This window comes from Synechococcus sp. R65.1, assembly GCF_047461755.1.
Taxonomy (GTDB): Bacteria; Cyanobacteriota; Cyanobacteriia; order Thermostichales; family Thermostichaceae; genus Thermostichus.
On the sequence record NZ_JANSHU010000001.1, the window covers coordinates 125026 to 151087 of the forward strand.

The 26062-nt window shown below is 58.5% G+C and carries 28 protein-coding genes and 1 pseudogene; 15 read left to right on the forward strand and 14 right to left on the reverse strand.

Features of this window, described 5'->3' with window-relative positions:
* Positions 1–102 precede the first annotated feature (102 nt).
* Positions 103–528 carry a hypothetical protein gene (locus tag NW814_RS00640; RefSeq protein WP_414404802.1) on the forward strand — a complete coding sequence of 142 codons (426 nt, stop codon included), beginning with the start codon at positions 103–105 and terminating at the stop codon, positions 526–528.
* Positions 529–686: 158 nt separating this feature from the next.
* On the forward strand, positions 687–3566 hold the full coding sequence (locus tag NW814_RS00645; RefSeq protein ID WP_414404803.1) for an ATP-binding protein: 2880 nt from the start codon (positions 687–689) through the stop codon (positions 3564–3566).
* Here NW814_RS00645 and rlmN read toward each other — a convergent pair.
* On the reverse strand, positions 3563–4645 hold the full coding sequence (rlmN, locus tag NW814_RS00650) for a 23S rRNA (adenine(2503)-C(2))-methyltransferase RlmN (protein ID WP_414404804.1): 1083 nt from the start codon (positions 4643–4645) through the stop codon (positions 3563–3565). The two genes, NW814_RS00645 and rlmN, sit on opposite strands and share 4 nt — an antisense overlap.
* A gap of 136 nt (positions 4646–4781) precedes the next feature.
* On the opposite strand from rlmN, the gene NW814_RS00655 reads away from it, so the two are divergent.
* Positions 4782–5378, forward strand: a complete 597-nt coding sequence (locus NW814_RS00655; protein WP_414394291.1) for a chromophore lyase CpcT/CpeT — start codon at positions 4782–4784, stop codon at positions 5376–5378.
* On the opposite strand, the gene NW814_RS00660 is transcribed toward NW814_RS00655, so the two are convergent.
* The 5 genes from NW814_RS00660 to NW814_RS00680 form a co-directional block, all read right to left on the reverse strand.
* A complete protein-coding gene (locus tag NW814_RS00660; protein ID WP_414394289.1) occupies positions 5375–5905 on the reverse strand; it encodes a hypothetical protein in 531 nt (176 codons plus the stop codon). The genes NW814_RS00655 and NW814_RS00660 overlap by 4 nt on opposite strands.
* Positions 5906–6037: 132 nt before the next feature.
* Positions 6038–6796 carry a hydroxyacylglutathione hydrolase gene (gloB, locus tag NW814_RS00665; RefSeq protein WP_414404805.1) on the reverse strand — a complete coding sequence of 253 codons (759 nt, stop codon included), beginning with the start codon at positions 6794–6796 and terminating at the stop codon, positions 6038–6040.
* 6 nt (positions 6797–6802) lie between these two features.
* On the reverse strand, positions 6803–7066 hold the full coding sequence (locus NW814_RS00670; RefSeq protein WP_414394285.1) for a DUF3143 domain-containing protein: 264 nt from the start codon (positions 7064–7066) through the stop codon (positions 6803–6805).
* Between the two features lie 88 nt (positions 7067–7154).
* Complete coding sequence (locus NW814_RS00675; protein ID WP_414404806.1) at positions 7155–7571, reverse strand: J domain-containing protein; 417 nt, start codon at positions 7569–7571, stop codon at positions 7155–7157.
* A gap of 102 nt (positions 7572–7673) precedes the next feature.
* A complete protein-coding gene (locus NW814_RS00680; protein WP_414394282.1) occupies positions 7674–7856 on the reverse strand; it encodes a 50S ribosomal protein L32 in 183 nt (60 codons plus the stop codon).
* 174 nt (positions 7857–8030) lie between these two features.
* Between NW814_RS00680 and NW814_RS00685 the strand changes: the two genes are divergently transcribed.
* The 6 genes from NW814_RS00685 to NW814_RS00710 all read left to right on the forward strand — a co-directional run bounded on the left by NW814_RS00685 (position 8031) and on the right by NW814_RS00710 (position 14042).
* On the forward strand, positions 8031–9143 hold the full coding sequence (locus NW814_RS00685) for a CsgG/HfaB family protein (RefSeq protein WP_414404807.1): 1113 nt from the start codon (positions 8031–8033) through the stop codon (positions 9141–9143).
* A 167-nt stretch (positions 9144–9310) separates the two neighbouring features.
* Positions 9311–9970, forward strand: a complete 660-nt coding sequence (locus NW814_RS00690) for an SDR family oxidoreductase (protein ID WP_414404808.1) — start codon at positions 9311–9313, stop codon at positions 9968–9970.
* A gap of 134 nt (positions 9971–10104) precedes the next feature.
* A complete protein-coding gene (locus NW814_RS00695) occupies positions 10105–12627 on the forward strand; it encodes a dynamin family protein (protein ID WP_414404809.1) in 2523 nt (840 codons plus the stop codon).
* Between the two features lie 390 nt (positions 12628–13017).
* Positions 13018–13386 carry a KGK domain-containing protein gene (locus NW814_RS00700; RefSeq protein WP_414404810.1) on the forward strand — a complete coding sequence of 123 codons (369 nt, stop codon included), beginning with the start codon at positions 13018–13020 and terminating at the stop codon, positions 13384–13386.
* A 41-nt stretch (positions 13387–13427) separates the two neighbouring features.
* Positions 13428–13775 carry a KGK domain-containing protein gene (locus NW814_RS00705; protein ID WP_414404952.1) on the forward strand — a complete coding sequence of 116 codons (348 nt, stop codon included), beginning with the start codon at positions 13428–13430 and terminating at the stop codon, positions 13773–13775.
* Between the two features lie 12 nt (positions 13776–13787).
* Positions 13788–14042 carry an HNH endonuclease gene (locus NW814_RS00710; protein ID WP_414404811.1) on the forward strand — a complete coding sequence of 85 codons (255 nt, stop codon included), beginning with the start codon at positions 13788–13790 and terminating at the stop codon, positions 14040–14042.
* Position 14043: 1 nt separating this feature from the next.
* Here NW814_RS00710 and NW814_RS00715 read toward each other — a convergent pair whose 3' ends face one another.
* On the reverse strand, positions 14044–15042 hold the full coding sequence (locus NW814_RS00715) for a YgfZ/GcvT domain-containing protein (RefSeq protein WP_414404812.1): 999 nt from the start codon (positions 15040–15042) through the stop codon (positions 14044–14046).
* An 81-nt stretch (positions 15043–15123) separates the two neighbouring features.
* Between NW814_RS00715 and NW814_RS00720 the strand changes: the two genes are divergently transcribed.
* Positions 15124–16689, forward strand: coding sequence for a hypothetical protein (locus NW814_RS00720; RefSeq protein WP_414404813.1), 1566 nt, complete (start codon positions 15124–15126; stop codon positions 16687–16689).
* Positions 16690–16719: 30 nt separating this feature from the next.
* A complete protein-coding gene (locus NW814_RS00725; RefSeq protein ID WP_414394261.1) occupies positions 16720–16914 on the forward strand; it encodes a hypothetical protein in 195 nt (64 codons plus the stop codon).
* Here NW814_RS00725 and NW814_RS00730 read toward each other — a convergent pair.
* The 6 genes and pseudogenes from NW814_RS00730 to glmU all read right to left on the reverse strand — a co-directional run.
* Positions 16911–17873, reverse strand: coding sequence for an AEC family transporter (locus NW814_RS00730; RefSeq protein WP_414404814.1), 963 nt, complete (start codon positions 17871–17873; stop codon positions 16911–16913). The genes NW814_RS00725 and NW814_RS00730 overlap by 4 nt on opposite strands.
* Before the next feature lie 5 nt (positions 17874–17878).
* Positions 17879–19144, reverse strand: coding sequence for a 4-hydroxy-3-methylbut-2-enyl diphosphate reductase (locus NW814_RS00735; protein WP_414404815.1), 1266 nt, complete (start codon positions 19142–19144; stop codon positions 17879–17881).
* A gap of 107 nt (positions 19145–19251) precedes the next feature.
* Positions 19252–19527 carry a lipopolysaccharide assembly protein LapA domain-containing protein gene (locus NW814_RS00740; RefSeq protein ID WP_414394255.1) on the reverse strand — a complete coding sequence of 92 codons (276 nt, stop codon included), beginning with the start codon at positions 19525–19527 and terminating at the stop codon, positions 19252–19254.
* A 22-nt stretch (positions 19528–19549) separates the two neighbouring features.
* Positions 19550–20026, reverse strand: coding sequence for a pentapeptide repeat-containing protein (locus NW814_RS00745; RefSeq protein WP_414394253.1), 477 nt, complete (start codon positions 20024–20026; stop codon positions 19550–19552).
* A gap of 94 nt (positions 20027–20120) precedes the next feature.
* A complete protein-coding gene (locus NW814_RS00750) occupies positions 20121–20618 on the reverse strand; it encodes a PPC domain-containing DNA-binding protein (protein WP_414404953.1) in 498 nt (165 codons plus the stop codon).
* Positions 20601–21950: pseudogene (glmU, locus tag NW814_RS00755) on the reverse strand (bifunctional UDP-N-acetylglucosamine diphosphorylase/glucosamine-1-phosphate N-acetyltransferase GlmU); the annotation flags it as partial. The pseudogene glmU and the gene NW814_RS00750, both read right to left, overlap by 18 nt.
* 124 nt (positions 21951–22074) lie before the next feature.
* Here glmU and NW814_RS00760 point away from each other — a divergent pair.
* The 4 genes from NW814_RS00760 (at position 22075) to NW814_RS00775 (ending at position 25594) form a co-directional block, all read left to right on the forward strand.
* Complete coding sequence (locus NW814_RS00760) at positions 22075–22506, forward strand: SHOCT domain-containing protein (protein WP_414404816.1); 432 nt, start codon at positions 22075–22077, stop codon at positions 22504–22506.
* A gap of 484 nt (positions 22507–22990) precedes the next feature.
* Positions 22991–23446, forward strand: a complete 456-nt coding sequence (locus NW814_RS00765) for a ubiquinol-cytochrome c reductase iron-sulfur subunit (RefSeq protein WP_414404817.1) — start codon at positions 22991–22993, stop codon at positions 23444–23446.
* Between the two features lie 53 nt (positions 23447–23499).
* Complete coding sequence (locus NW814_RS00770; protein ID WP_414404818.1) at positions 23500–24621, forward strand: glycosyltransferase family 4 protein; 1122 nt, start codon at positions 23500–23502, stop codon at positions 24619–24621.
* A 97-nt stretch (positions 24622–24718) separates the two neighbouring features.
* Positions 24719–25594 (forward strand): PRC-barrel domain-containing protein, encoded by an 876-nt coding sequence (locus NW814_RS00775; RefSeq protein ID WP_414394252.1) that lies wholly within the window; start codon positions 24719–24721, stop codon positions 25592–25594.
* 158 nt (positions 25595–25752) lie between these two features.
* Here NW814_RS00775 and infA read toward each other — a convergent pair whose 3' ends face one another.
* On the reverse strand, positions 25753–25980 hold the full coding sequence (gene infA, locus NW814_RS00780) for a translation initiation factor IF-1 (RefSeq protein WP_414394403.1): 228 nt from the start codon (positions 25978–25980) through the stop codon (positions 25753–25755).
* Between the last annotated feature and the right edge of the window lie 82 nt (positions 25981–26062).

Sequence of the window (26062 nt, forward strand, 5' to 3'; positions counted from 1 at the left end):
AACCTCCCCTCCCGCAAGGGGGGTTGTCTTTATTTTTACTTTTTTATCCCGGAATAGGGGATAAGATAGGGCCACAGTCATTAGAGATACGTAGAAAGCAGCATGCAAGCTACTCTCGACTTAACCGTGGATTACCGGACTTACCGCTTGGCAAGGATCCTGAGCGAAAACCTTTCCCTGGGGGAACTGCGGGAGGTCTCTCCAAAATGGCAGGACATAGCCCCTGCTGCAGACAGGACTCAAGCCCCACCGGAGCAGGTTGAGCAGCGCCACCTCGCTCCTCAAAGTAGGACTCAAGCGGAGGCAGCCGTGAATGCCCCTGCTGGTTCGGCGTCCAGCATTCGAGAGGTGGTTGAACAAGTGTTTCAGAGTGGCTTCCTCAGCCGGGAACAGGAGAGCCTCATCAACGAACTACTTTTGCGGGGACGTTACACGGAGGGTGAGCTAGAGATTCTGGATCAGTTGATTGAAAAGTTGCGCAGCCACAAGGTCGAAGCAGAGCAGCTAACGCTTACCCGGTCGGCTTAGCCGCTCAAAATCCAGCCTTGGTAGCAGCTAGTACAGAAGTAAGCTACACCTGTGAAGTACCATAATTCCCTTGGCCTTTCTATAGAGTCCTGTTCTGTCGGGTGCTTACTAGCGCCGGAGGACTCGTTGGGGAGGTTCTCCCATCAGGTAGAGCACTGATGCAATCTTCTCCCTTGCCGCTCCGCTCCATCCCTTTGCGGGTAGCGCTGCTAGCACCCTTAGTGCTGGCAGTGGTAGGAGGGGCAGGCGGGGTATCCTACTTCTCCTGGCGGGCTGGGCAGCGGATGGCGCTGCAGTTGGCTAGGCACTTGAAGAGTGAGGTTAACGACCAAGCCGAGGATCACCTACACAGATATCTGCAGGCCCCCCTGCAGGTAAATGCCCTCAATAGGGAGGTGCTGCGCTGGGGACTTTTGCCCAATCTGGCCGCCCCGCGGCTAGAAGTGCTGGAAGCCTATTTTGCCCGCCAGTTGCAGCAGTTTCCCAAGCTGAGCGACATCGGCTTTGTCTCAGTTCATGGGGGGTTTGTAACCGCCCGCCGCCACGCCGATGGCTCCATCTGGACCTACCACACGCCGGGCCTGCAGCCGGGATCCGTCCAAGGCCGCCAACGGGATCCAGAAAGCGGGGATCCCACTGGCTTGACGCGGCAACTAAGCTCTTTAGATTTGCAGCAGTTGTCTTGGTTTCCCGAAATCCTGCAACAGGCAGAGGCCCGCCGTACCTGGCTGGTGAGCAACTTTTTTGTCGAGTCTTCCCACCAAAAACCGGAGCGGCTAATCCTGACGGCACTGCCCTTGGCGGACGCGGAGGGCCAAGTTTACGGCAGCCTGGTGGCTTCCCTCCCGGTTCATCACCTGCAGGCTTTTCTAGAGGATCTGCAGGCCGGCTTGGAGTATCCAGGGACGACCTTGTTGCTGGATGGGGAGGGCCAGGTGGTGGCCAGCACGGAGAAGCCATCTCCTCAACCGCGGCTGCTGGCTGTGCAAGAGCAGGTGGGATCCTGGGAGATGGCGGCCTCACAAGGGCTGCTGCGTCTTGAGGTGGACGGGATCCCCCACTGGGTGCAGGTAAAGGCCATTCAGGAGGAAGGGGGGCTAGGTTTCTATTTCCTACACGGGATCCCGGAGAGCACCCTGTTGGCCCCCGTCTATAGCAGCACGCAGCAGGCGGCTCTGTGGGGAGGGGGGCTGCTACTGGGCTTTCTGGGAGTTGGGATCCTCCTGGACAAAGCCCTCTCTCGCCCGCTGCGCCGCCTTACCCAAATAGCCGAGCAATTTGTGCACAGTGGGATCCCAGCCTTGGCCTCTATGGATCCCGGCCCCATCCAAGAGGTGCAGACCCTGGCCAAAGCTTGGCAGCAGGCGGCCGCTAACCAACAGGCTTTGTTGGATCGCCTCTGGCAACAGCAGCAGCAGTACTGCGCTGTGGTGGAGCAGCAGACGGAGCTGATCTGCCGCTTTCGGCCCGATACTGCCATAACCTATGCCAACCCGGCCTACCTGCGCTTCTTTGGCCGCTCCGCAGAAGAAACGATAGGCAGGCGCTGGAGGGATTCTCTGCCGCCGGAAGAACGGGAGGCGGTACTGCAGGCGCTGGCCGTCCTCACGCCTGAGCACCCCTTCCACCGCAGCGAGCGGGAGTACCCCGGCAAAGACGGACAATCCCGCTGGGTAAGCTGGGTAGATCGGGGCATTTTCGACAGCCAAGGCCAACTGGTGGAGATCCTGTCGGTGGGGCGGGAGATCACCGAGCAAAAGCGGGCCCAACAGCAGCTAGAAGCCCTTAACCGCGAGCTAGAAGCCCAGGTGGCGCTGCGCACCGCCCAGTTGGAGCAGGCTTTGCGCTTTGAGGCAGTGCTGCGCTCCCTTAGCGGCCAGATGGTGGCCAGCCTCAAAGAGGGAGAGATCTTGGAAGAGGTGGTCAAGAGCCTAGCCGAGGCTCTCAACCTGACTGGCTGTCATATTTTCTTGACCAGCGCCGATGGATCCTCTTGGATCCGGGCTTGCTCTTTTCCAGAGAAGGCGGATCCCGCCTCCCTTAACGACCCTGAGCTTGGGCACCTGCTGCACTCCCACGCCTTGCCCTGGGAAGTCCACTGGTGTTGTCAAAGAGGCGGGCGCTGGGTACACCTCTTGGCTTGCTCCCTTCGAAACCACCAAGAGCGGCTGGGGCTCTTGCTGTTGGAGCGGCAGCAGGAGTTTTTCGAAGCCGAGAGACAACTGGCCTATCAGGTGGTCAACCTGTGCGCCCTGGCCCTGCGCCAGGCCCGTCTGTACGAGGAGACCCGGGCCCAAGTGAAGGAATTGGAGCGGCTCAACCTGCTCAAGGATGATTTCTTGAGTACCGTCTCCCACGAGCTACGCACCCCCATGGCCAATGTGCGCATGGCCCTGCAGATGCTGCAAATAGCCCGCGATAACCCTAAGAAACAGCAGCACTATTTCGCTATCGCTCTCAAAGAATGCAACCGACAAATTGATCTCATCAACGACCTGCTGGACATACAGCGGCTTTCAGCCGAGAAGTATCTGCTCCAGCCGGAAGAGATCTTCCTGCCGCACTATTTGCGGGATCTGGTGGCGGCAGCCCAGCCTCTAGCCCAGGGCAAAAAGCAGAACTTGCAACTGCGCCTAGAAGAGGGGATCCCCCCCCTTAAGGCAGATCCCAAGGCTCTGGGCCGCATCCTGCGCGAGCTGCTGCACAACGCTGTCAAGTACACCGCCCCTGAGGGATCCATCCGTCTGCAGGTAACTCCAGAAGGAGAAGGGATCCTCTTTGTCTGTAGCAACAGCAGCGAGATCCCAGAGGCGGAGCTGCCCCGCATCTTTGAAAAGTTCTATCGGATCCCGAAGGCGGATCGCTGGGAGCACGGCGGCACCGGGTTGGGGTTGGCTTTGGTCAAGCAACTGGTAGAGCACATGGGGGGGCAAATCTCCGTCAGCAGCGCAGAGGGATGGACCCATTTCCGCGTCTGGCTACCTTCTGCCCTGCCAGCAGCAACTGCAAAAAACCTTGGATCTGCGGGCGCCGCCTAGGAACGGCCAAGGGCCGGCTCAGGGGAAGGCAAGCTGGAAGCGCGCAAGAAGGATCCCCGCAGCTGACCGCAGGCAGCGTTGCCATCTAGGCCACGGGTCTGGCGCACGCTGGCCTGGACGTGGTGTTCCTCTAGCAGGCGGACGAACTCCGCCACCCGCGCTGGGTGAGGGCGCTGATAGTTGGCCTCGGCGATGGGGTTGTACGGGATCAGGTTGACGTGTAGGCGTGCTCCCGACTGGCTGGCCTGGCGCAGCAGGTGGGCCAATTGACGGGCATGGATGGGCAGGTCGTTGACCCCGGCTATAAGCGTATACTCAAAGCTAACCCGCCGTCCCGTGCTCAGCATGTAGTCGCGGCAGTCCTGAATCAAAGCCTCCAGGGGATAGTGGGCTGCGGAAGGGATCAGCTGTTGCCGCAGCTCCTGGTTGGGGGCATGCAGGCTGACGGCCAAGGTAATCTGCAGCTTTTGCTGGGCCAGCCAGGGGATCTGCCGGGGCACGCCCACTGTCGAGAGGGTGATGTGCCGCTGGCCAATGCCAATATCCTGATTGAGGCTGCGGATGGCCTGCACCACGGTGTCGCGGTTGAGCAGGGGCTCCCCCATGCCCATGAAGACCACGTGGCTGACGCGGCGGCCAAAGTCTTCCTGCACCGTTAACACCTGATCCAGGATTTCGTGCAGCTTGAGGTTGCGCCGGTAGCCCATCTTGCCAGTGGCGCAGAAGTCGCAGGCCATGGGGCAGCCCACCTGGGAGGAGACGCAGACGGTCAGCCGTTTGGCGGTCGGGATCCCCACCGTCTCGATCAACTCCCCATCCGCTAGCTGCAGCAGCAACTTAACTGTGCCGTCGCGGGTCTCCGTCCGCTGCACCACCTGGGAGCGCCCCACTGGGTAATCCCCCAGCGCCTCGCGCCAGGCCTTGGGAAAAACCGTCACCTCCTGCAGGGAGCGGATCCCTTTTTGGTAGAGCCAAGTGTGCAGTTGTTGCCCGCGGTAGGCCGGCTGCCCCTGGGCAACTGCCCAGTCTTTCAAGGCAGCTAGGGATTGCCCAAGCAAGGGAAGCGGTGGGGCGGACATAGGCCAGTGGGCAACAGATCCCAAAAGTTGGGTTCTTCCACTCTAGCTTGAAGCCCCAAAGGCTTGCTTTGGCAGCCAGGGCCAGGGTCTTGGATAATGAGTTTGCCCTTGCACGACTAGGACTTTGGCTTGCGCTATGTCGGTTTCGCCGCAACTGGCCCAACTGGCTACGTGGATGGCCGGCCACTTCAACAATCAGCAGCAGGCCATGGCTGAGCCGGTCTGGTTTGCCAACATTCACGTCTACCAGTGCCCTCTGCCGTGGTCGGTGTTTCAGGGGATAGGGTTTTACGTGGAGCAACTGTATGACATCTACCCCGACCAGCCCTACCGCCAGCGGGTCATCCACCTTTTCGAGACGCCGGAGGGGATCCGCATCCAAAACTACGCCTTGGGATCCCCTGAGCTCTACAAATGTGCTGGCCGAGATCCGGGAAAACTGGCCAACCTGACGGCGGCAGAGCTGGAACTCTTGCCCGGCTGTGTGATTCAGGTGGAATGGACGGGATCCTGCTACCGGGGCCGCAGCGTGCCCGGCAAAGGCTGTATTGTCGAGCGCAAAGGCAGAACCACCTACCTATACAGCGAGTTCGAGATCGGGGCCGACTACTTCCACAGCCTGGATCAGGGCCGTGACCCCGAAACGGATCAAGTGGTCTGGGGATCCCTTTCGGGCCCCTTTCGGTTTGTTAAAAAACAGGATTTTTCCTGCTACTTGCCCCGCTGGAGCTAGCTAGGTGCCGTCCAAATCCAGAAGGCGATGATCCCATCCCAAAGGAGTAGCAGCAGGGCAAAGCCGCCCAGCAGGGCGTACATCCAAGGCTGGACATAGGGGCGCAGCCCGTCGATTTCCAGTCCCGTATGGCGCTGCACCAGCGCTACCAGTTCCCGGAAGCGGCTCACCCGCATGGGCAAAAGGACGCGATCCCCACTGCGGCTGACCAGGTAGTACACCAGACCTCCTTGGCTAGTGGAGCGGGGTTCAAGGTGCTCGACCTCTGCCCAGCGGATCTGCCACTCCTGCCGCACAAAGGGCGGCACCCAGGCGGGGTAGGTGGCCCGCATGCCCACCGCGTCCACCTGGATCTGTTGGCTCAGGGATCCCAGGAGTAGCCCCCAGCCCAGCAGCAGGGCTGCCAGCAGAGCTCCCTGCGCTAGAGGCGTGCCTTGGCGGGCCAGCAGAAGAGGTAGGGGCAAGACTAGTGCCCAGTACAGGGCTTGCACCGAGAAGCGGATCAAAGGCGAAATGGGGAAGGTCATAGACACTCCCAGCCTAGGGCGTGACGTCTCCCCTCTCCATTGAGGGGCATTCCTCTTGCAGAAAGGTGGGTGGCGCTGGCCAGTCAGAAAGGATCCCGAGCACAGCTTGGCCCCGTTCGCGTTCGGCACGCCCTAGAACCGATCCTTCATGCCTCGCAGCCGAGCAAAAACCTGCACCGGATCTAGAACTCCGGTGGCCGCTTGCAAAGCCGGCTGATCCCAGCGCAGGAAGGGGTTGGTGCGGCGCTCTTCGCCGATGGTGCTGGGCACAGTTGGGGATCCCGCCTGGCGCAGGGCCGCCACCTGCTGATAGCGCGCCTGCAGGTCAGGGTTGTCCCCGTCCACCGTCAGGGCAAATCTGAGATTGTTCAAGGTGTATTCGTGGGCACACCACACCCGCGTGGCTTCCGGCAACTGCCGCAGCTGATCCAGGGATCCCACCATCTGCTCTGGAGTGCCCTCAAAGAGTCGCCCGCATCCCCCCGCAAACAGGGTATCGCCACAGAAGAGATCCCCGCTCTCAGGGAAGTAGTAGGCAACATGTCCCCGGGTATGACCGGGCACAAACAGCACCGTCGCCTGCCGGCCCGCAAACTCCACTGTCTCTCCTGCCCTGAGCTCCACCGTCTGGCCAGGGATCCGTCCCCGATCCGCCTGGCTGCCGTAGACAGCCGCACGAGGATAGCGCTCCAAGAGCTGTCGGTTCCCCCCCACATGGTCGTGGTGGTGGTGGGTGTTGAAGATAGCTACCAACTCCGCCCCCAGCTCAGCCAGTTTATCCAGCACCGGCTCGGCCACTGCCGGATCCACCACCGCTGCCGTTGCCGTTTCGGGATCGTAGAGGAGGTAGATGTAATTGTCGCGCAGGGCAGGCAGTTGCAGAATGCGCATGGCCACTTACTCCTCGAAAATGGCCCGTTCTACATCCTTGCGGCTGAGGGAGTAGGGGAAAGACAAAGTCTTGGTGTTGCCGTTGGGGTAGGTGTAGCGCACCCAAATGCTAGTTTCTTCCAAGCGCAGGCAAGCTTTCCAGCCAGGCCGTTCGCAAAACCACTGCTCCACATCCTGGGGATCTCGAGTACAACCCTGTTCCTCCAGCCACTGTTCGATCGAGGGGAGCGAGTGATTGTACAGAGGTGTGGTTTCAGGCGGCAAAGGCATGGCGAGATGGCAAAAGCTACCCCCGCTACTCTATTCAAGCACTTTAGATGCCCAGCATTCCCTGGCCTCCCGCGGCTGGGCAGCTCAGTTAGCCCACTCTCCCCTCCCGCAGCCAAGCCAAAACGCCTGCCAATACTAGGCAGAGCACAAAAGTAGCAGCCATCAGCAGCAGGGCACAGAGCTCACCAGCAGAAAGCGGTCGGGTTTCCATGGGCAGCTCAAGGGCCTCTGCCTCCCGCGAGCCTCTTTGCTCGGGCGATCCCGCCTTGGCCCTCATTGCCTGGAGGCTTGCGTCGTAGATAGCCCGCTTGGCAGGGTTGCTGAGAACAAGGTAGGCTTCCTGCAACTCTTGGAAGCAGCGAAGCGCCACCTCCGGCGCCAGAGGAGAGGTGTCAGGGTGGTAGCGCTTGCTCAACTGCCGGTAGGCCCGCCGAATTGCTTCAGGAGAGGCTCCTGGGGACAGGCCCAGCCGCTGGTAGTAGGTCAGAGAGCTCAACGAGCGCATGCAAGTTGCTGGGCAAGACTAGGGGCAACAGAATGGCTCCTAGGAGAGCTTGACCTTAATGTAAACCACTCTTTGAGCTATGGGGATCCCCCCTGCCAGCCTCTATTCTTCTCCCTCCTCCTCTTCAGACTTGGCTTTGGGGTAGTAGAAACTGGTGTTGCGACCGCTGAGAATGGCGCGCCCAATGGTCATCGCTCGCTGGGCGTGGATCTTGGCTTTGGCTAGCCAAACAGCATACCGCCTGCGACTGCGAGCTTTAGAGGTTTTCTTCTTAGGAACAGGCATAGCTTGTACAAAAGCACAGCTTTACTAGGCTAGCACTGGGCTTGCACCCTCGATCCCAGGCGGGTCAAGCTTTTTCCGGCAACTCCCCAAGGGCAAGCACCTCCGCCCAATCTTAGCTGTTGAGATCTGTCAACTCTTCTACGCAAACCTTCCCAATCCCTTTTGCCAACAGCCTTGGAATCGGTATTCTGGAAACAGGCGGCCAGGCGACGTCGGCCACCCTCCTTTAGGAGATCGATCATACACAGCCTCTTTTCCATCTTGCTGGCCGGGATCCCCCTGGTCAGCTTAGGTTGGACAGGGATCCCAGCGGCCGCCCAATCTGCTAACCCCTCCCTCTGCCGGCAATTTCCTCAAGACATTCGCTGCAATCTCTCTGCTCCCAGCCAAGTTGGACAAGCACCGCAACCCACCGCTCGCCCTCGCGTTGCAGTTTTGGATTTTGATTTCAGCAGCCTCAGCAATCCCTACAGCCTGCCCGAGGCTGCCCGTGGGGTGAGCGATCTGCTGGTGGATCGGCTGGTGAGAGATGGCACTTTCATCGAGCGCTCGCGGCTAGATGCAGTCTTGGCCGAGCAGAACCTGGGTCGATCTGGGCTACTGGACGCCAACACTGCTGCTCAGGTGGGCCGCATCCTAGGAGTCGATGCCGTGATCCTCGGCAGTGTAACCCAGTTTGATGTAGCAGTGCGTCGTTCTGGAGGTGGGGCACCGGTTCTAACCCCTTTTGGCAACTTTCCGCTGGCAGTGGGGGTTGAGTCGGTGGACGTCGATGCCAACGTGCAGCTCAACGCCCGCCTGGTGAGCACCAGCACTGCCGAGATCTTGGCCGTGGTTGAGGGCAAAGGCAACGCTAGCCAGTCGGATAGCACGGTTGCAGTGGCCGGCTTTGGCGGCGGATCTGCCACCAGCAATGAAGAGAAGCTGCTGGTTTTGGCCAGCCAACAGGCGGTGGAGCAAATTGCCCAGCAGCTGGCCGGCTTTGCCGAACGCTTAGCGGCCCAGCCCCGCTCTTTGCCAACGGTTGATGCCCTAGTGGCCGATGTCTACGGCAACCAGGTGATTTTGAACAAGGGCAGCCGCGACGGCTACCGCGTGGGATTGATCCTTTCTGTGGAGCGAGTTGTCCGCGAGGTTAAGGATCCGGCCACAGGAGCAGTCTTGCGCAAGTTGACCGAGCCAGCCGGGCAGATTCAACTGACAGAGGTGGACACAAGCTCCAGCGTTGGCCGCATCCTCAGCGGCTCGGGCTTTAGGGTTGGGGATGTAGCCAAGCCCCTGCGGTGAAACTGCAAAACAAGTTGCCTTCAAAGTTTTCAGCACTTTTTCATGCCAGGCCTGAGGCTTAACTGCTTCTGTCATCCCGGTCTAGGCAAATTTTGAGAAGATAGTTAGCAAGGCTAGCCCAGAAGTTGGGCAGCTACGGGCAATCAGAGCAGCTTGGCAGGGAAAGGATGAAAGCTTTTGTTGCAGGGGCTACGGGAGAAACGGGGCGGCGTATTGTCAAAGAGCTAGTGGATCGCGGCATCCCGGTACGGGCGTTGGTGCGCAGCCGCGAGTTGGCTGCTCAGGTTCTGCCCCCCAAAGCGGAAGTGGTGGTGGGGGATGTGCTGGATCCGACCACGCTGGAGGCTGGCATGGAGGGATGCACGGTGGTGCTCTGTGCTACGGGAGCCAGGCCCAGTTGGGATCCCTTGCAGCCCTACCGAGTGGACTATGTGGGCACCAAAAACTTAGTGGATGTAGCCAAAGCCAAAGGGATCCAGCACTTTGTTTTAATTTCCTCCCTGTGTGTTTCTCGGCTGTTCCACCCCCTCAATTTGTTTTGGCTAATTTTGGTGTGGAAAAAGCAAGCCGAAGAGTACTTGCAAAAAAGCGGCCTCACCTACACCATCATTCGGCCAGGGGGCCTGAAGAACCAAGACAATGAGGATGGCATTGTCCTCTCTCCACCAGACACTCTATTTGAGGGCAGCATTCCTCGCACCAAAGTAGCCCAAGTGGCTGTTGAAAGCTTATTTCAGCCGGCGGCGAAAGACCGCATCTTTGAGATCATCGCTAAGCCTGGTGTTCCCAGGCGGGAGTGGAGTGAGCTTTTTGCCGTAGCAGGCTAGGTCCCGCACTGCAAGAACGCCTCCGTCAGCCGTCGAGCGTGGGGTGAGGGTCTCACCGGAAAAAAGTAGCGTGAAAGCCTTCACCTCAAGGCCTAGCGGGTTATAATCTTCCCAGCTTTTCGGAGGTTCCTGCTATGACCATGCAGCTCCCACCCCAGTGTGAGAACTTAAGAGAACAAGTTGAAGCCATTCTCAACCTCTGGCAAAAGGATCCCACGCTTTCAAGTAAGCAAGACACAAAGCGGGTTCAGGCTTCACTGAGCAAAGCAATTTCTCCAACCTTTGAGATTGTGTTTGCTGGTGCCTTCAGTGCTGGCAAATCGATGTTAATCAATGCCTTACTGGAAAGGGAGCTTCTCTACAGCGCTGAAGGACACGCCACAGGAACCGAGTGCTACATCTCCTATGCAGAACCTGATGCCGAAAGAGTAGTGCTGACCTTCCTCAGCGAGCAGCAGGTGCAGGAACAAATGGCTGCTTTTTGCGGTCGCCTAGGCTTAGCGCTCCCTAGTGGCAACGGCTTAGAGGAGGCTACACTCAGTCGCCTCAAGGAGCAAGCCGAGGCCATTGTTCAACAAGAAGGCGGCAAGAGCAAGTCAGAGCGGGCAAAGCAGGCAGATGCGCTGCGCTTGTTGATTGAAGGTTTTCAGCAAAACCGTGTCAGGATCTACCCAACTGAAAACAGAGTATTCTCTATGGAGCAGCTTAACTTAGGCAACCTAAAAGAAGCTGCAAGTTTTGCCCGTCGAGGTGCCAACAGTGCGGTTTTGCGGAAGATCGAGTACTACTGTCATCATCCTCTACTAAAGGACGGAAATGTTATCGTCGATACTCCTGGTATTGATGCACCAGTTAGAGCAGACGCTGAACGTACGTATCAAAAAATTGCTCACCCAGATACTTCCGCAGTTGTCTGTGTCCTCAAATGCGCCTCAACTGGCGAGCTAACTAAGGAGGAAACAGAACTTATTGAGCGCATCCAGAGTAATAGCAGCATTCGAGACCGAGTTTTTTATGTGTTTAACCGCATTGATGAAACCTGGTACAACCCGCAGCTAAGGCAGCGACTAGAAACAACCATTGATCAGCAATTCCGTGGAGCTCGTATATTCAAGACAAGCGCCTTGCTTGGCTTCTACTGCTCACAGATCAAGGGAACTGGCCGAGGGAACAGATTTGGCTTAGACACGATCTTCTCAGAAAGTATAAGGGAACTGGGCAGTGAGGAACAGACTCCTCAGTTTGTCATCGAGTTTGTCAAGTACTGTAGCTCAGGAAGACTGATTGGCACTCCCTTTCGCACTCTAGTGCATGGCTATGAGACGCCTATAGATAACTATGTTCGAATTCTCAGTGAGTGGGGCATGCCTTTGGTTGATTACATGATCGAGGATAGCGGCATAGAAGAGTTTCGTAGTGGGATTACTCGTTATCTAACAGAAGAAAAGCGTCCGCAGTTGTTTCTAGACCTTGCTAATGACTTGCGGCCCCTTTGTGTTGAGCTTAGGAAGTCTTACCTTGATCTCTACAGGGACTTGGATAGTCAGCCTAGGGAAGTCAGTGGCATGATTGAGTATGAACTAGCGCTTATCAACCAGCAGCTAAACAAAATAGGAAGAGACTTTTATGACCACATTGAAACTATGGTTAACGAAATTATTAACGGCATGGATAAAGACTTTGAATCTGATTTTCGCAAGTTGCAAGCCAAGATGGTGCGTAGGCTGGATGAACTTCTAGACACCTTCTCCGTGGATGGCACCTATAGCCAAGCTGTTCGTATTCATCAGCGTAACTCCACAGCCCCATTTCTAGCTGTCTTGGTTGAGGCCTTCTACTATCTCTCGAACCACCTAGAGGATATACTAGTTGAATCCGCCATTACAGTTGTGGAGAACTCTTTCCGCCGGCTTATCGATCGAGTGCGTAGCTCAGATTACTACAAGCAGCTACTCCGTCTGCTCGGGTCTGATGGGGAAATAGAGAAGAAGCTCCTAGAGGTTAAGGACAAAGTTTGCACCTCCCTGGTCAGCGGTGCTCGAAAAGAGTGTGACCGGTACTTGAGAGAGAGTCCTCGCTTCTATGATGAGGGTACTTTCTCGATTTACCAGTTTCGCGAAGTTTTGAAGCAAACTGCCCAATCCTACGACATTTCTGCTATTCGAGACGCTGAGCCTGGGATCCGGCAGTTACTCAAGCTTGACTTTGAGCCAAAAGTTAGCCAGACAATACGTTCTAACTTCCGTCAGGAAACCAACAACACTCTCAAGACTCAGCTGTTGCCGGTTGCTAGGCAGATAGCTGATGAGATTTTGCAAAAGTACCCTGAGGCGAAGCAGTTTATGGAGGCAACTTTAAGGAAGGAGGCCGAAGAAAAAATTGCCCTTAACCAGCAGCGTCTGAAAGAATTGGAGGCAAACATAGACAAATACAACCGAGCTGTTTCTGGGATCAACCTCTGCCTGCAAGCTTTAGGCCTCAATCGTGAGATGCTGCCCTTAATTCTTCTTCCTGATTCCTCTGCCACTGTAGAGTCGACTGAGATTTCGGAAAGCTCAAGTGAGAGAAACACAGATCAAGTGTCTGCTCCTGCAAGCACTGCATCTTCAGCGGAGAGCTTTGCAGAGTTAGATAGTTTCCTTGACGATCTGACTTGATGACCTGAGATAGAGAGGCCTGTTTTTGGATCCCCAGCTAGAAGTGTGGGATTTAGGGTGATGCCTCTAGGTCAGTACCCAAAAAGGATTGTCTCTAGGCGAGAAACTTTTAGGGTTGCTGGCTTGGTGGGAGCGGCCCAAGAAGCCCTAACCAAAAAAGAAGAGCTAAGCTGGAAGGAGCTGACTGGTTTGGTGAAGGGATTAATTGTCATCTCTTGCTGCCAGGCAGTAAGGGTTGGTAAGCCGGTAGAGTAAGGCTGCGGCTAGCTGTGGAGGTAGACTTTGAGCCGGATGATGGAGGCTCAGAGAGCCAGGGTGGATCCCCTCTGGATGACCTACGGGAAAGTGAGGAGTAGCTCAGACTAGCAAGACGCAGGGGAGGTTAGGCAAGTGTTAAGTAATGATCAGCCTCAGGAGCGCTTTGTTGAGCTAGATACTTCCCAAAATACTGTCATCGACATAGGAGGACGACTGATCTACTTGCAGGAGTTTGCTCGAATATGCTCGGACTTTGTTCGCAATAGCTTCATACCCAGCTTATATAACAAACTTAGCGACAGAGAAATCTCAGTTCCACAGGTTAACTTGAGCGAAACAATTAACGCTGAAGGAACTCGTGCCATACTTCTGCGCTCCGGCTCACCGTGGACCCGCGGCAGAGTCAGGCTAAGGCTAGTGGTTGAGTTTGAGGCGGAACAGGCGGAATTGGGAACTGGTGGATCCCCTTTGGATGACATTTGGGGAGATGTAGGTTCCTAAAATGGACTAGGTGGAGTGGAGTTTCTACCATGGCTGAGCCAATGCTTCTCAAATCTACCGATACGCAAACTGTGGTTCAAGTCGGTGAGCAAGTTTACCTCCCGAGTGCTCTACATGAAGCAATTGTATCCTTTCTTGTCATCAACAGAGATTCAATAAATAAGCACCTTGATTCTAAGAAGATTAGTACCGATATAATGAGCTTAATAAGTGGAACTAACTCTCGAATAATACGACCTGGTCGAGCATGGATTTCTGGACAAGTATCGATCAAAATTTGTCTAGAGTTTGTTCCTGAAGATCAAACTTCGGCTTCCGAAACCTTAGATCATGATCGCCTTCCCATTGACGCCGCCACCTCTCCACTAGACGACTTGCGAGCTACTTAGATTTGACCCGCTATGAGGGAAACGAAAAGGAACCAGCGCATCCTCATCCCGCCAGCTGTGCGGGAGTACGTCTTCCAAAGGGATGGCTTCCGCTGTCGCAGTTGCGGCAAATCGCCTCCAGAGGTGCAGCTTCAGGTCGATCACATCATTCCCCTTGCCCAGGGCGGCAGCAACGACATCAGCAACTTGCAAACGCTGTGTAAACTCTGTAATCAGCGCAAAAAGGACAGGTGGGATCCCCGCTTTCGCCGCCATTTCGATCTCTAGCTCAAACAACGGGAGGAAAGCTTAAAAAGGGCGGGCGGGTGAGGAGGCCGGTTGTTGAACCAACCTCCACTTCCCATCCTTCGGCGGGCGCGAATTTGGTGCGCACATAGCCCAAGCCCCAGTAGCCTTGGGAGGTGGAGCCAGCGCTGGTTAGCACACCGATCTTTTCCCCTTGGCGCACAATCTCGGCGCCAGGCTGGGCCTCGCCCTGGAGGCGGATCCCCCAGAGGGTTTGGCGAATGCGCCTATAGGTTACCTGCTTGGCCAAGACTTCCTGGCCAATGTAGCACCCCTTGGAGAGGGAAACGGCGTGCCATAGGCCGGCTTCCAGAGGGTTGTAGTCGGGGGTCAGCTCGTGGTCAGCAGCAGGGCGACCGGCCTCCAGGCGCAGGGCTTCCCAAAGTTCGGCTGAGGCCAGCTCCGCTCCAGCTTGCTGCAGGCAGCTAGCAAGGGCGGCTTTGTGTTCGCTGGCCCCCCAGAGGGTAAATCCCGGCTGGGCAAGGCCGCTGCCACAAGCCAAATGGACAGGGATCCCTTGAATCTCCACCTGGCGGTGCTCGTATAGCTTTGTCGGGATCCCTTCTGAGGTCACCACCTTCTCGAGGAGGCGCTGGCTCTGCGGGCCAATTAACCCAAAGGCAAAAGTCTGGTCGGTTGCATCAGCTATTTGGGCCCCGCGCACGAAGGGCAACAGGCGTCCCAAGCTCTGCAGTAAGAGGCGACGTCGCTGCGGCGAAGTCCAAATCCAGCAGGCCTCCTCTTCCACGTAGACCGTCGCCAGGTCTATGATCCCTGCTGTGGGGGTAACAAACACGGTATCTGCCCCCTGGCCAGGTTTAAGAGCCTTGAGATCCTGAGTGCTCTGGCTGTGCAAGTAATCCAGGGCGGCGGATCCCTGTATCCGCAAGCGGCCCCACGCAGAGCGATCCAAAAGCAGGGATCCCGCCTGGGCGGCTCCAAGCAGGGACGAGGGCGTGGGAACCTCAGAAACACCCGACATCGCTCACCCCAGAGGTGTCGTTTGGTTTTCTTCACCACCTTAGAATAGGCTAGTTCACCTGAGCGTCTGTGGCGGATCCCTGTGATCGAGGTTGAAGTCCACCAACAGTTGCGCCAGCTCTTGCGGCAGCTCCCTGAGGCCGGGTGGCCCCATCAGTTGACGATGGCCCGCATGGTGGCCCGGGGATTGCGGCTAGGACGCAGCACCTTGATCCAGGTGCCGAGCGGGGGTCAGCACCGCCTCAGCTATCTGCTGCCGGCTTTGATGTGGCCCCATGGTACCTTGCTGTGTGCCCCAGCGTCTGTGCAGGCGCAAATTCTGGGGGAGGAGATCCCCTGGCTGCAGCAGACTTTGCAGTTGCATAAGCCGGTTTTGCAAAAGGATCGCTGGCCAGATGCCGACTTTCAAGGGCTGCTGTTGGTCGATCCCCTGGATTGGCTGCAGGCGCGCTTGAGGGGAGCAGAGATGCCAACCGGGATCCCGTTGATCTTGGACGGCGCCGAAGACCTGGAGGAGTGGGCCTACCAAGCGCTGACCCTAACCATCGAAGCCAACCACTGGCAGCAACTGCGGCAGATCTTTCCTGCTGAGGCTGAGCGAATCTCCCAGGCCCAGGCTCAGTTGGCTCTACAGCTTTTGCGACGGCCCCTTTCCCGCTGCTTAGTTCAGGCAGACGAACAGGTTCACCTGGAGGTAGCGCTGTCCCTGGTGGCCAGCTACCGCGGCTGGCTGCCGGATCCTTGGGATCAGCTCCGCCGGCGGCTTGGGGCCGAAGGGGATCCCGCTTCCCGTTGGGTCTGGTGGGCGGAAACCAATCGCGAGACCGGCCGCCTCACACTTCGCCACAGCCCGGTGGCTTTGCACGAATGGCTAGCGCCCATCTGGGCTACCCAACCCGTGGTAATTATCGGCGAGGCGCTGGATTTGGATCGGCAGGCAGAAAGCTATCGCTGGCGCTTAGGCTTACCGGATTTGACGCCCCTACGCTTTAGCTCAGGCGAAGAGTGGATCCGCTCCGGGGGGGAGCCCCTGCCCAGTTTGGCTCTCTATTTGCCGTGGCTGCCCTTGCCCAACAGTCCTCTGTTCCGGGAACACTTGCTGCAGGAGCTAAAGAGCCTGATTGCAAAGGCGCAGGGCTTTGTGGTGGTGCTGGTTTCGGATCAACCCCTCCAGGTGCAGGTCGGAGCTGCTTTGGCCGCTGAGTTTGGCTCGCGGGTACGGGTGAATAGCCCCTTTCGAGGAGAAAAGGGCATCTTGGTCTGCGACTGGTCCTACTGGCTGCAGCACAAGGCTAGCCTACCTTGCCCGGAACTGCTGGCCATTGCCACCCTGCCGTTTCCCTCGATGGAAGATCCCAGGGTGGCCGCGCGAGTGCAGTATCTGCAGCGCAGTCGGCAGGACTGGTTTCGCCAATACCTTTTGCCGGTGGCAGCCAGTCAACTGCAGCGAGCCGTCGCCCCCTTGCGGCAGGGATCCGAAGTAGCTGAGGCCACTGGCTTGCCCCAACGTTGGGTGGCGATTCTGGATAGCCGCATCATTGCCCGCAGCTACGGCGTTGCCCTTCTCAATGCCTTGGGGCCAACTCTGCGCATCCAGCAGCCCAGCCAATTGTTTAACCAAAGCCAAGCCGAACCTGGGCTATCCTAGGATTAGCGCTAACCTTGTTTGGCGGGGATCATGACCAGTCCTGCTCTCAGCCCCAATCCAGCACCGCACCTGCAAGCAGTTTGGAAGTCGTTGCGGCAGGCCATCGTGGAAAGCTCAGGCTTCCAGGGATGGCTGGAGGGGCAGGAGTTGCCCAAGGAGGAGGCTGAGTTGGATCGCCTAGTACATCGTTACCTGGAGCAGGCTCTGTCTCACTTGGCCTACTAGGATCCCCACAGCAGCAACCAGCAAGGTAGGGTCAGCAAGGCTGCCACGTAGCCTACGGCTAGAGTTGTTGCCGTTAGCTCGCGATCCAAGTCGTATTCTTCCGCAAGCACCAGGGTGGCAACAGCAGGGGGCATACCCGTCTGCAAGACCAACACCAGCTTGGCCAAAGGAGGATAGGGAGTCAAGGCTAACCCCAAGCCCACCAAAAGGGGAACGGCAACAAGTTTGATGAAGAGGGCCACGGCGGCGGGGCGAAGGGATCCCCAGTGCGGCACCTGGGCTAGCCGTATGCCCAAAAGGATTAAGCTCAAGGGAATCGTGCTCCAGGCAAAGGCAGTCAGCCCTTGGGCCAGCCATTCTGGGAGAGGGTGGCGAGCCATTGCCAGGCCGACAAAGAAAGACCAGAGAGTGGGACTGCTTAGGACGCGGAGCGTGGCCTGCCAGGGAGGGGTGAAGGAAGCGCTGTAGCGGCTGGCAACCCAGACTCCCAGACCGTAGGCGGTCAAGAGGGTGCCCAACAGGTCGTAAAACAAAGCCCAGCCAAAGTAGGCGCTCCCGCCCACTGCTAAGCAGATGGGGTAGCCCAAATAACCCGTATTTCCCAGGGTGGCTGTTAGGTAAAAGCTGCCTCGCCGGGCTCTGCTCCAAAGCCAGGGATCCCACTCTTTCTTCCCCTGCCAGGTGTGGTGCTGCCACTGCAGCCAGGCACTGGCCAGGGCATACCCTAGCCCTGTGGCCAGCCAGCAGACCAAAGGGGCCGCCCAGAGCTGGCCAGAGAGGTCCGCCGTCTGCATAAACCCAAGGGTGCCCAGGGGAACCCCCACCCAAAACATGAAGCGGCCCAGCGCTTGGGGATTTAGCCAATGGCGCCAGGGGGGAGGTAGCCCTCTCTGCAGGACAAACCCCAGCAGCGTCCAGCCCAGCAGGGGGAGGTAGACCTGAAAAAGAGTGGTGAGCACGCCTTCTAGAAGCCAAGGGGAAGGGATCCCTGCGGAGGGGTCTGCGGCTGTTCGCGCAGGGCAAAGATGCGTAGGATCACCTCCTCCACAACGCGGTCGGGGGTAGAGGCACCGGAGGTAATACCAATCTGCACTGGCCCGTCGGGCAGCCACCCTTCTGTAACGATTGGGTCTTGGTGGAGGGGCTTGTGGCGGATGCGGTTGGGCGGTTGGATGCAGTCGGGGCCGTCAATGTGATAAGAGGGCAGCCCTTTCGAGAGGGCAATTTCCTGCAGGTGGGTCGTATTGGAGGAATTGAACCCGCCAATGACCACCACGACATCCAAAGGCCGCTCCAGCAGCTCAAACATGGCGTCCTGCCGCTCTTGGGTGGCGTTGCAGATGGTGTTGAAGCTCATGAAGTGCTTGTCCAGCTCCTGGGGGCCATACTTGCGCAGCATCGTGATCTCAAACAGCTTGGCTATGGCACGGGTTTCCTCCTCGAGCATCGTCGTCTGGTTGGCGATGCCAATCCGCTCCAGATCCCGATCCGGATCAAAGTTGGGGGAGGTAGCCTTGCCAAAGCGCCGCCGAAACTCTTCTGGGTCCCCGCCTTCTAAGATGTAGCGGGCAACCCATTCGGCTTCTTCTAGGTTCAGCACCACCAGATATTTTTCGGCAAAGGAGCTGGTGGCCACGGTCTCTTCGTGGTCGTACTTGCCGTGGATGATGGAGGTAAACTGGGCAGCCCGGTGCTTGTCCACCTGGTTCCAAACGCGAGAGACCCAGGGACAGGTGGTATCGACAATCTCGTTGCCCTGGGAGCGGAAAAACTCCATTTCCGAGACACTTGCCCCAAAGGCGGGCCAAATGACCACATCTTCCGGCCGGATTTGGGAAAAGTCTTTCTTGCCGTCTGGGCCTTTCTCCACGAAGCGGATCCCCATCTCCTGCAAGTGCCGGTTGACCAGGGGGTTGTGGATGATCTCGTTGGTGATCCAGATTTGGCGATCGGGAAAGCGGTGCCGAGCTTCGTAGGCATACTCTAGCGCCCGCTCCACTCCCCAGCAAAAGCCAAACGCTTTGGCTAGATGGATGGTGATATCCCCCCGCTGATAGCGGTAAGACTGGGCGCGGATCTGCTCCACTAGGCGGCTTTTGTAAGTAGTCTGCAGCTCTCGTTGGGCCTGATCCTTGTACTCTTCGAATCCTTTAGCAAAGTAGGTGCTGGAGCTGCGCAGGGCTTTGCGCAGGGCGCGCGGGTCTTGGGAGGGGGGCTGGGAATGAGGCATGGCTGTCACCTCAGCTAGGCACTGCCGACAACAAGGGCAAAGAAAGGGCTCCTCTCTCAGCTTACGCCCTCTCTTGGGGATGCGGGCCATTCCAGCAGCAGGACACCCTAGGCAGGCGGCTGCTCTTGCGTTTCCAGTTGCTGCAGCCGTTCCTGCAACTGGCGGGCGACAAGGGAAAAACTGCGTTCAGGCCAGAGAAAAGAGCCCAGCCCCACGGTCAGCAGGCCTAGGCCAATGGCGGCGGCGATGAGCAATCCCAAGGGCAGCTCCACCGAGCGCCACAGCAGAAACTGCACTGTCCGCAAGGTCGGGTTTTGGCCAGCCAGGACTGCCACTCCCAAAGCCAGCAGCAGAGTCAAGAGCAGGTTAAATAGCAAAAACATAGGAAAGCCGCTTGCACCGGTTCTATTCTGCCTTGTTTGCCGAGGGAGCAGACCAGGGCTGTACTGTGCCATCGGGTAGGATGGCTCCGCTCAGGTCAGCGCCAATCAGCACCGCTCCCCCCAACTTGGCTGCGCTCAGGTCAGATCCCTGCAGCTGGGCGCGGGTTAGCTTGGCCTCCCAGAGGTAGGCTCCATGGAGATTGGCCTCCCGCAGGTCGGCAAAGCTAAGGTCAGCGCCGATCAAGTTGGCTTCCCAGAGGTTGGCGCCGCGCAGGTTTGCCCCTATGAGGTTGGCGGAGCTGAGATCGGCTCCCCGCAAATCGGCTTCCTGCAAGTTAATTCCACTCAGCTTGCCAAAGGAGAGGTTGGCCCCTCTCAGGTTTGCCCCCTGCAGCATGGCGCGCACCAAGTCTACGCCCACCAGGTTGGATTCTTGAAAGTTGCGCTCGCCAGCAGCGTAGCTTGCCAGTAGCTCCTCGGCAGTGCTCACTCGGGGCATAGGGAATACCCCCCTTCTCAGCTTGTGCCAGCAACCCCTAGGGCTAGTCAGGGTGTTCGTGACCTAAGGCTATGTTAGCCAATATACTCGCTGCTTAGGTGTCTTCCGCTGCCTGGAGCGGCTGCTTGGCCACCTTTTCGATGTGCAGCTCCAAGTAGCCGGTGGCTGGATCCAGTTGGCGGGAGAAGCGATACTCCAGGCTGTCGGCGAGGACAATTTCAGCAGTGGTGTAGATGAGGCAGCCAGGGCGCAGGTGCCCTCCCCAAGTTCGGCCCTGGGCATTGGCAACGGCAAGGTGAAGATGGACGCCGTCCGGGCAGAGGGATCCGCTCAGGGACAGGATCTCCAGGGGCTCGGCCAGCAGGCAATCCTCGGTTTGGTCGGCCAGGCGCAGGGTGGCTTGGCGGAGGCTGCCAACGGCGCTGAGAACAAAGCCTGCCTGCAGGGGTTGTTGGCGGGCAAAGCGCTCCAGCTCCTGCTTCAGGTCTTGTCCGGGCAAGAGGCGCAAGGGGTAGATGCGCAGGGATCCTGGGGGTAGAGGCTGGGGGCGGCTAGCAGCGGAGATCCCTGGTCGCCAGCCCGGCTTGACCACCGGGTAAGCGCGGGCGATCACCAGGCAGTCGTCGGGCACAGGGTAGCGGGCAGGGATGGTGGAACCGGCGGCGATGGTGACATCGGATCCTACCTTGAGGGGAGCCACCAGTACCGAGTTGGCCCCTGTCTTGCTGCGATCGCCGATTTCTGTGAAGTGCTTCTGCTGGCCGTCGTAGTTGGCAATAACCGTGCCGGCGCCGATGTTGACCTGGGATCCCAGCTTGGCGTCACCTAGATACGCCAGGTGGGCGGCATTGGTGCGGGGTCCAATCTGGGTGTTTTTGACTTCCACAAAGTTGCCGATGCGGCAGCCGTCGCCAATGCAGCTGTTGGGGCGGATGTGGGCGTAGGGCCCTACCCAGACGTGGTTGCCGATCTGGCTGTGGCTGACCACCGAGTAGAGGATGTGGCAATCGGAGCCGATGGTGCTGGACTCAATCCAACTGCCCGGCCCCAGACGGGTGCGCGGCCCAATGCGGCACGGCCCTCGCAGATGGGTTTGGGGCTCGATCACCACATCGGGGGCCAATTCCACCGTCTCTTCCAGGCTGACGCTGTCGGGATCCACAAAAGTCACCCCCGCCTCCATCCAAGCCTCTTTGAGGCGCTCTTGAAGAATCTGGTGGGCCTGGGCCAACTGGCGGCGGTCGTTGATGCCGACGATTTCCCGCGGATCCTCAGCGTCCAGGGCGATGGCTTTCTCCAGCAGTTTAACTGCGTCGGTGAGATAGTACTCCTGCTGGGCGTTGTTCCGCCCTAAACTCGGCAGCACCCGTGCCAGGGCCGGCCAATGGAAACAGTAGACGCCGCTGTTGACGCGGCGATTTTGCCGCTGGGCCGGGGTGCAGTCGCGCTCTTCCACCAGCTCCAAGATTCGCTGCTGGGCGTCGCAAAACACCCGCCCATAGCCATAGGGATCCGCCACCTGAGCCGAGAGCAACGTCACATCCGGCTGGACTTGGCGGTGGCGTTCCACCAGGGCCTGCAGGGTTTCCACTTGCAACAGAGGCACATCCCCGTTGACCACCAGCAGATCCCCCTGAAAGTCGCCTAGAACAGACAGAAGCTGCTGCACCGCATGTCCGGTGCCCAACTGCTGGGCCTGCTCTACAAATTCAACCGGGTACTCCCGTAAGGTCTGTCGCACCTGCTCCTGTTGGTAGCCTACGATCACCAGACAGCGCTGGGGCTCCAGAGCCAGCACTGTGCGCAGCAGCCGCTCGATCAAAGACAAGGATCCCAGCTTGTGCAGCACCTTGGGCAATTGCGACCGCATGCGGGTGCCCTTGCCCGCTGCCAAGATCGCCACCGCTAGCTCCCGCTCCGCCATTTTTTGCTTTCCATCTGCCCCCATCAAGTATAGGCGGAAGGCGCTTGGAGCTTGGGTTCTCTCTCCCTCTGCCAAGGACTTGGAAACTGCGCTAGCCTGGTGGCAGGTGTAGGTAGGGCAGAGCATGGCCGAGGGCCGAGAGGCGCCCCCACCGCCACGCCAGCGGCTGGTTCGCGAGGCAGCCGGTTGGTTGGCAGTGCTGGGGGTGGTGATCCCGGGATTGCAGCGCTTCTACATGGGCCACAAGCGCTGGGGGTGGGTGTACTTGCTGGTGGGGCTGATGGTGTGGGTTCCCTCTCTTCCCCTGCAGATCCTCAGCTATGGGCTGCGAGCTCTCTGCTTGCTGGAGGGCCTGTGGTTGCTCACCATGACCAATGAGGACTTCGATTTCCGCTTCAACCGGGATCTCCTCGAGCTGGAATGGACCAGTGCGAAAAGTCGGGAAGTCCGGGATCCCGAGCAGCAGTTGGAGATCCAGTGGAAGCATGGCCTGCTCACCCGCGCAGAATATGAGGAACGCCGCCAACATCTTCGGGGGCATCCCAAAGGCCACTAGAGGTTGACCAAGAAAACTGGGTACAAGCCCCGCCCTTTAGGGCGGCTTTTGCTAGACTGCAACAGTCGCTCCATCCATTCATAAGAAGAGTGCAGCGTGCAGTCAAACGTATCTGGGCTCCGGCCCAGTAGTTGGGGTTATGGCATCCCCCATAGGGCTGAGGTTTAAACCTCATGCTCTTTCGCCTACGGCGGCGCGGAGCGCTTTGTAGCTCAGCCGGCAGGATTCATCCTGCTGTCTGAGAAAGAATCCTTGTCCTTTAGGGCAGGGAGAATGTCAATTTCGCGCTTTGGTTAACGACCTCATGCCCTCTCCGAAGGCAGGACACAACCGCGGGCCGCGCACACGGCGATTTGCAGAGCCTGCAAAAGTGCGGTTTGCGCTGGCTGAAGCCATAATTGGATTGGAAGGTGGCCAATGTGCTGGCACCCCCTTGGGAAGGTTCCTGGCTGACGCTTCGCTTTGTCTTGAGGATCTAGTGGCCATGTACAGCAACCGTCGTGGTTTTCTGCGCTGGATAGCGCTTGGCTTGGGCGCGCTAGTGGGCCTGCTGCCTGCTTTGACGCGGCGCCGTTTCGACCGGGCCCTTGCGCAGGGCGCCCCTGCCAGTCCCAGGGCTGCTGAGCCGAAATTTGTAAAGGTTGCAACCCTTGCTGATCTGGTGAAAGGTCCCCTCAAGGTGAAAAACGCCTTTGGCAACAACACGGCCACGCTGTGGCTGGTCAAGGATCCCAAAAAAGCGGACTCGGTACTGGCTCTGGATGCAACCTGTCCCCACGCTGGCTGCGAGGTGGACTGGCGGGGCAAGAACTTCGTCTGCTCCTGCCATGGCTCAGCTTTTGCTGCTGATGGCAGCCGTATTCGCGGCCCAGCCGATGCCGACCTAACTGCCTACAAGGTTAAGGTCGAGAAAGAGGAAATCTTCGTGTCTAGAACCTGATCCCCCCCTCAGGGATTAACCCAGCTCAGCAAGGGGTTGGGCCGGAAGGCTGCATGGGTCGTCTTTACCGCTTCTTGTTTGTCTCCACCCCCGTTGGGCCTCTTGGGTCGGGGGCGGGCGGCGGGGTGGAGCTCAACCTTGTCAACTTGGCGCGTAGCCTGCTTGAGAGAGGGGCCCAAGTGCGCGTGCTAGCGCCTGAGGGATCCCACAGTGCCGACTTGCCGGAGGGAGTTATCGAGACCGTCCCAGGCCTCCCCCCGCCCTATGCCCAGAGCCAGCGCCGCGACCAGCCGGTCTGTTTTTCCACCCCTTCTCTGGTGGCCAACCTGTGGCAGCGAGCTGCCCAACTGCAGGAGCAGTTTGAGCTTATCGTGAACTGGAGCTACGACTGGCTCTCGTTCTACCTGACCGATTTTTTCCGCACGCCGGTGGCCCATATCCTCAGCATGGGATCCCTCAGCGATGCTGTGGATCAGGCCCTGGAGCACATTGCCCATCGCTACCCAGGTCGGCTGGCGGTGCACTCGCGAGCCCAAGCCCAGACTTTTGCCTTTGCCCGCGCCCAGATGTCGGCAGGCCGGGATCCCTTTGTCTATTTGCCCTGTGGCGTCGACCTCAGCCGCTACGAGTTTGTGCCCAAGGGGAACGGATCCCTGTGTTGGATTGGCCGCATTGCCCCGGAAAAGGGCCTGGAAGACTGCGCCGCCCTGGCGGAGAAGACGGGAAGGCCAGTGCTGATCCTGGGCCACCTGCAAGACCCGGCCTACTGGCAGCAGATTCGGGAACAGTACCCACGGGCTCAATTGGACTACCGGGGGTTTTTGCCCACCTCCCAGCTGCAGCGGCTCTTGGGCCAATGCTCGGCCTTGATCATGACCCCCAAGTGGGTGGAAGCCTTTGGCCTGGTGGCGGTGGAAGCTTTGGCGTGCGGTGTGCCCGTGATCACCTACCGTCGCGGCGGGCCGGCGGAAATTGTCAGCGATGGAGAAACTGGCTGGGTGGTAGAGCCGGACGATGTGGCGGCCTTAGCAAGGGCCGTAGAACACTTGGATTGCATCGACCGCAGCCACTGCCGACACCGCGCAGAACAGCACTATTCCCTCCAGGGCATGACAGAGCGGTTTTTAGCCTGGAGCAAGCAAATTGGCCGGGATCCGATCCCGGCAGCCCGCTAGAGAAGAGACGGGCAGTGGTACTATTGGATTTTGATGCCTGGGGCCGGCTGACCAGCCCACTCACGCCAACACTTCGACTTACGACGGGGAAACCACCATGACAACGGAGAAAGGATCTGTTGCGCTAGCACGACCAGAGGTTCGTCGGCGGTCACAGGTTCTGGGAACGCAGGTGATTAGCCAAGCCAATGGGGCCCGGCTCGGAGTGGTTAGCGAAGTTTGGGCAGATCTGGAAGCTAGGCAGGTCCTGGTGCTGGGGGTGCTGGAAAGAGCCTGGGCTGGATCGCCCCGTTTACTAGAGCTGCAGCAGGTCACGGCCCTAGGGCAAGACGCTATCCTCGTCCCCAGCGATGAAGTCTTCGAAGACTTGAATTTGGAGGGTCTCAGCCGGGTAGTCGGCAGCGAAGTGGTAACGGAAGAAGGGATCCGCCTCGGTAAGGTTAAGGACTTTGAGTTTAACTCTGTCTCTGGTCTAATCAGTGGCTTAATCCTCTCTAGCCTTGGCCTCACCTTTTTGCCTGGCTTTATCCTCAGCACTTATCTGCTTCCTGCTGATGAGATCGTCTCCGTAGGCGGCGATCGCCTCATTGTGGCTGATGGCGCTGAGACCCGCCTGACCCAACTGGCCAAAGGAATCTTGGAGACCCTGGGGCTAGGCAAGCCCCCCTGGCTAGCTGCAGGCGCCTCTGCCCCTGCCCTGCCTAGGTCTACCGCTGAGGCTGAGGCGGAGGAACGCTACGAGGAAGCCTACGCCGAGGAATACGCAGCGGAAGAGACGGAGGAAGAGGACGTCTACGCCGAAGCAGAGCCTGAACCCCCACCCCCTCGGCCCGCGTCCTCTCCTGTCTCTGAACAGCCGGCGTGGGAACAGGAGTATCCCCAAGAAGAAACTTCCCCTCCTCCTCCTGAGCCAGCTCCCCCCCCCTCCAGGGATAGCGATCCCTGGGAAGAGAATGCTGGCGAGCCAGCTTGAGCGGCCGAGTGGGTACCCACCTTACCTAGCCGTGGGCTGGGCTTCGACAACCCCCAGGCAAACTGCCCTGGATGCACATAAGCAAAGCGAGGGGCTTGTGGAGATGACTGCCCCCTCGCGCTTCCTTCTCACCCGCCCCAGCAGGATCTAGAGAACACCTACTCATTTTTCTTAAGGCGGTAGGTAATCCGCCCCTTGTTGAGGTCATAGGGGCTGAGCTCCACCTTTACCCGGTCGCCGGGCAGGATCTTGATGTAGTTGCGGCGAATCTTGCCCGAGATGTGGGCGAGAACGTTAAAGCCATTGTCCAGGTCCACCCGGAACATGGCATTGGGTAGGGATTCCGTAACTACCCCTTCCACTTCAATAGCGTCTTCCTTAGCCAAGTAGCCCTCCTTCTCAGACAACGCAACTCTATGGCCCTCCCCTCTCCTGTTAAGAGGGGGTTAAGAGCCGAAACAATACTCC